4 protein-coding genes are annotated in these 4,043 nt (G+C 38.9%); all 4 read right to left on the bottom strand.

What is annotated here, in order from left to right; genetic code table 11:
- Nucleotides 1–583: 583 nt before the first annotated feature.
- A complete protein-coding gene (locus tag RLO81_RS11030; protein WP_350111436.1) occupies nucleotides 584–940 on the bottom strand; it encodes a hypothetical protein in 357 nt (118 codons plus the stop codon).
- A gap of 39 nt (nucleotides 941–979) precedes the next feature.
- Nucleotides 980–1,819, bottom strand: coding sequence for an MFS transporter (locus RLO81_RS11035; RefSeq protein ID WP_350111438.1), 840 nt, complete (start codon nucleotides 1,817–1,819; stop codon nucleotides 980–982).
- A gap of 1 nt (nucleotide 1,820) precedes the next feature.
- Nucleotides 1,821–3,623, bottom strand: coding sequence for a helix-turn-helix domain-containing protein (locus RLO81_RS11040; RefSeq protein WP_350111441.1), 1,803 nt, complete (start codon nucleotides 3,621–3,623; stop codon nucleotides 1,821–1,823).
- A gap of 95 nt (nucleotides 3,624–3,718) precedes the next feature.
- Nucleotides 3,719–4,043 (bottom strand): adenylate/guanylate cyclase domain-containing protein (locus RLO81_RS11045; protein ID WP_350111443.1); only part of this gene is annotated, 325 nt, incomplete at its 5' end.

The raw sequence follows: 4,043 nt of genomic DNA on the forward strand, positions 1-4,043 counted from the left end.
TCGCTCCCTCAGGGCTTCGATGGCTACCCGAGCCTTGAATGCCGCACTGAATTTTCTTCTACTTTTTTTCATTTTTGCCACTTGTTAAAGTTATAAATTATTCAACTTAAACAGTGGTCTGAATTTTGGGGAGTATTATAAAGTTGGTATCTTTCAGAACATTGGCTAATGCATTTTCATGCGACAAGCATTGGCTAAACAAGAAGAAGACTACTATCCAGACAATTTTCGACTTTGTATGACACTTATTTAATAAACTTTTCAATTGTTCCAGATTATTTAGGGCCTGCTGAAAAACACCAATGAAATATCAAATCTATATATGAGCCTTAATTGTCGCGATATTGTTTCCATTTGTTTTTAAGCAAGTGCAAGGTTTTCTGATCAGGATTACATTATTTCATGCACATGGAAAATATCGTGAACGATATTTTCTTGGTTAGCCTCAGTCACATCATCTACTTCCTGGCTTCAGATTGAAGTATAAAGATACATCTTCTCTTCAGCCAGTCGTATCTAATGTAACTGAGACTTTTTCAGCAGCCCCTAATTAGAAGCTTGCAAAGTGGAGGATAACAGAAATTTAAGTCGATGTGATATTCTTTCTTTTTACCATTCGAGTAATAATAGACATCAATCCAATAGTCATCAGCATTAATGAAATTACTACAACACCTAAGGTGGGAAAATTATTTATCATCCCATCTTCCGATTGAAATACCATCCATCCTGCGAGTACGGCGGCCACACCTGCTATTGCCAGTTGCATTGCTGCATCCACAGCCATATATGCACCCCGGTCTTCTGCCTCAGGGACAACTGTACCTAGTGCTGAAGAGGAGATGCTCCGGGCATTGATTCCAAGAAAAAGTAACGTATGAACCAGGATGACTGACCAAAGAGGATTTATTCCCAGGTTTGTAAATACCGTGACCGTCATGATGGTAATGATGGTCCCTACCACGAAAATCTTTAGTGTTCAAAATTTATCTGTCAAACGGCCAATAAGGGGAGAGAATATGAAAGTAGCAGCCCCGGCAATTCCATATAGTAAAGGGAGGTTTTCAAGAGATACCCCAAGGTTGTTAATGCAAAATGCTGAGCTAAAGGTCATCAAAATAACATCTCCTGCTACCAAAAGGGTATTGTTTAAAAATACAATTAGATAATTTCTATTGCTGATTATTTTTAAAGAGTGAAGCAATGGATTGACTTTTGCTGGTATGAGTAGATGTTTATTTACAGGATTGATTTTCCAAATAATGAAAAAAGCCGCAATGATTCCTATAAACAAAATCAACCCAAAAGCTAAATGCCAATCCCACTCAGAAGCCAGGTAGAGCGCAAGTGGTAAACCCAAAATTTGACTGCCAGCAGAAGCCATTTGTAGAATTCCAAAAGCCCTTCCTCTTTGGGTCGTTTCAAATAGATCAGCTATGATGGCAAAACAAATAGGACCAACAACACCTCCAAATGTGCCTGTGATAACCCGAGCTACAATCAGTACCTCGAATGAGGGTGCACAGGTACAAAATAAAACCCCCAGCAAAAAGCCCAGGTAAAAAAACAGGAGTAATTTCTTCCGATCAAATTTGTCAGCATACCCGGATAGTAGCATTGCGGTTATTCCTGCACTGATTGGATATGCAGACGCAAGTAAACCAAACTGCGTGGTAGTGATCTTCAGTTTTGGAAGAAGGATGGCTGACAATGCAGAGGTAAGCATGTAGTCCAAAACAATAGTCAATAAAACCACTGTGATGATAGCTACTAAAAGATATTGATAGCGGGTAAACTTTTGCTTGGTCTCGCCAGTCATTTTACTTTATCTGAGATTTGACCCATGCTTTTGGAGTCATACCCTCCATTTTTTTAAAATACACATTGAAAACCGTTTTGGAATTAAAGCCACTTTCGTAGGCTAAACCTAAAAGTGTAATGTTGTTGTTCTTTGGATTTAGTGCTTTTTCTTTGAAAGAAATCAATCGGAAGGCATTGATATATTCATTAAAATTCTTGCCAATTTGTTCATTGAGTAGCCAGGATAATTTATTAGGCTGCAAATCCAATTTTTCTGCTAAATGCCTTAATGAAATTGTTGGGTCTAAATAGATCTGATCTTCTTCCATTAGCTTACCTAATTGTTCTAAATGGGATTTTATTTCATTTTTGCTAAATATTAAAGTAGGTTGAGAAATGGTTATTGGCTCAGGATTATGCTTGTTTTCTATAGATGGAGGAAAATTCATTTGGGCATAAATCTCTTTGAACCGGGCATTGTCGCGAAGGTTATCCCATACCCAAAAAGTCTTCAAGGTCGCCATATTTACCGAGCGTTCTTCGTACGCTTTTTCTAACCAGTAAATGGCTTCCCCGGGCATATTTAAGAGTGAGTATAAAACTGCAGGATCAGAAGAGTCAAGGAATTTTGATTTCTTAAGGATCGCCAAGACCTCTTCATTCTTACCCATTAGGATATTTAGCACCAATAAATCTAAGTTAGCAGGCCCCAGACCACCTATCATCTCAAGTGCCCTATTGATGTCAACTAATGCCTCCTTAAATTTTCCTAAATAGCCCTTGACCAAACCCCGAAAACGAAGAGCCTCTGCATAATTAGGGTCAATTTCCAGGGCATTATTAAATGCAACAATTGAATCTTCAAAACGCCGGGCAAAATAATAGGTCAAGCCCAACTGCCAATGTGAATGAACATGAAGCGGATCGGTTTCAGTCTCCCCTCTGGCTACTTGAATTGCCCTATCAAAATCCTCTTTGATAAATATATAGTAATAAGTAATGAAGTCATTTTGCTCAGATAGTCCATATTGTATGGCCTTATCGTATTCTATTAGCGCACCGTCCCAATTCCAATCTGAGAACAGTTTGATATAAGCGAGAACCAAATGTGCCTTTGCATTTTCTGCGTTTAATTCGATGGCTTTTTCAGCGGCAATTCTTGCCAGGTTATTCCCTTCTTCATTGGGGAACATATTGAGGGCCGCAGCTTGAATATAAGTTTCTCCCAGGTAGGCGTAAGCTTCTGAATAGTGGGGGTCAACTTTAATTGCATCTTTGAATAATTTCAATGCAGCTTTAATGTCCTCATAATCTTTCCTTTTTAGATGAAAACTGCCCTTCAACCATAAATCATAAGCTTCTATATTTCGAGTTGTGGTAGCGTTGAGAACAGACGGAATTTCAATATGCCCAAAATTTTCCCGGATTTGATCAGCAAGGAGTATACTGATTTCATCTTGTAGGGTAAAAATATCCTCCAGGTCCCGATCAAAATTCTTTGACCAGAAGTGAGTGCCGTCATTAGTGTTGATCAATTGCGCTGTAATTCGAACCCGATTTTTGGCTTTCCGGACACTCCCCTCCAAAACAGTGCTTACCCCCAACTGTTGACCAATGCTTCTTACATCTATATTTTTATTCTTGAATGCAAAAGAGGATGTTCGGGCAATGACTTTTAAACCCTTCACAGTGGTCAGCGCATTGATGATCTCCTCGGTGATGCCATCGCTAAAGTATTCGTTCTCAACGTCGGCACTCATGTTGACGAAGGGAAGAACTACAATAGACTTATTGGATGATGATATGGGGAGATGGTTACTCATTTTCTACTATTCTATATCAGGGCTTCTTGGAACTGACATTGAATTCTCCATAATTGACGAGTGCGTTAGCTTGTGTCATAGCCATTGTTAGCTAATTATTTTACAAAATACATTTCCAATTCCCCTTTTCCCTTTGCAAAGATCTTTCCACGAGAGAGGCATGTAAAGTCGTTTTTAATCAGTTCATAGGTAGATGAAGATATATTGATTTTACCTACCTCACCAGCGGTTTCTATTCTGCTGGCCGTATTTATCGTGTCTCCAAAAAGGTCATATCCAAATTTCTTTTTGCCTACAACACCTGCTACTGCAGTTCCCGAATGTACCCCAACCCTCATTCTCCAAATTATTTCATGGCTTTTATTTCTCTTCTCAAGGTAAGCTAGCATCATTTGTGCTGCTCTAATACAGTTTGCAGCG

This window comes from Fulvivirga sp. (genome assembly GCF_040220315.1).
GTDB lineage: Bacteria > Bacteroidota > Bacteroidia > Cytophagales > Cyclobacteriaceae > Fulvivirga.